This window comes from Paramagnetospirillum magnetotacticum MS-1 (assembly GCF_000829825.1).
Lineage (GTDB): Bacteria > Pseudomonadota > Alphaproteobacteria > Rhodospirillales > Magnetospirillaceae > Phaeospirillum > Phaeospirillum magnetotacticum.
In genome coordinates this window covers 1-1,444 of record NZ_JXSL01000008.1, presented here as the reverse complement: position 1 = coordinate 1,444, position 1,444 = coordinate 1, and the positions used below count along the sequence as shown (strand labels likewise).

Annotated in this window: 1 pseudogene; it reads left to right on the top strand. The window is 60.9% G+C overall.

The features are described from left to right. The first annotated feature begins 63 nt into the window (after nucleotides 1-63). A pseudogene (locus tag CCC_RS00410) lies at nucleotides 64-1,399 on the top strand (IS701 family transposase). Nucleotides 1,400-1,444: the final 45 nt, after the last annotated feature.

Genomic DNA, 1,444 nt, shown 5'->3' with positions numbered 1-1,444 from the left:
TAGCACTACTTTGGCATATTTTAGCTACGGGCGGTTTTTTGGGGTTCCCAAGAGCAAGTTTGCGTGATTCATAAGAGGTCGGCTTATGGAGGGCCGATCAATGGACGTGGACTGGCAAGGCGATCTCGACCGTTGGCTTGCGCCGTTTGTTGCGGCGCTACGGCACAAGACGCGGGCGCGGATGTGCCCGCTCTATGTCGCGGGTTTGATCGGTCCCGGAGACCGCAAGAGCGTTCAGCCGATGGCGGCGCGCTCCGGCGATGTCGGCTACGATCAGCTTCATCATTTCGTCGCTGCGGGTGTTTGGGACAGTGCTCCCCTGGAGGCCGTTCTGCTGAAAGAGGCGGATGGCTTGGTCGGCGATGAGGCGGGGTTTCTGGTCATTGATGACACGGCACTGCCCAAGAAGGGACGTCACTCGGTTGGCGTAGCACCTCAATATGCCTCGTCGCTCGGGAAGACTGCCAACTGTCAGTCGCTGGTCTCGGTCACGTTGGCGTCGCGCGAGGTGCCGGTGATGGTGGGCCTGCGGCTATTCCTGCCGGAGAGCTGGACGGATGACCCTGAGCGCATGGCGCGGGGCGGTGTGCCGAAGGATAGACACAATGCTCTGACAAAGCCGGAGATTGCGATCGAGGAGATCGACCGGGTCATCGCCTCCGGCGCGCGTTTCGGCTGTGTGCTTGCCGATGCAGGGTACGGATCCAGCGGACCATTCCGTCAGGCTCTAAGCGAGCGCGGTCTGATGTGGGCGGTGGGTCTGTCACGACGCCAGACCGTCTACCCCGCCGACGTTGATCTGATCTTTCCCGTCGCGAAGACCGGAAAGCCTCGTAAATACCATATTCCCAATCAGCCCCCGGTCTCTGCCGAAGCGTTGCTGGCCACAGCGAAATGGCAGAAGGTCAGCTGGCGGCGGGGCACCAAAGGTCGGCTGACATGTCTCTTCGCGGCCCGCCGTGTCCGCGTTGCGGACGGTCATAAGCACCGGATGCTCGATAGCCGTATGCAGTGCATGCCGGGCGATGAGGTGTGGCTCGTCGGCGAGCGGCGGTCGACCGGGGAGCAAAAATACTATGTGTCGAACCTGCCGACCGAGACCTCCATCAAGACGCTCGCTGCCACGATCAAGGCCAGGTGGGTCTGTGAACAGGCCCACCAGCAGCTCAAGGAAGAACTTGGGCTCGACCACTTTGAAGGTAGATCCTGGACGGGATTACACCGACACGCACTGATGACGATGATCGCCTACGCCTTCCTTCAATCCCGCCGCCTCAAGGCAGCGGGGCGGAAAAAAAAGAGTCTCGGGACCCCCGCCACAACCAAGCTTGCCGGCCATAAGGCAAGCGATCCTCAACCTCTTCATGCGACATCCACCCAGACGATGCCCTCACTGTGACAGGCTCCTTGCGGATGCTGCGGAGCCTAAAATGCCAAAGTAGTG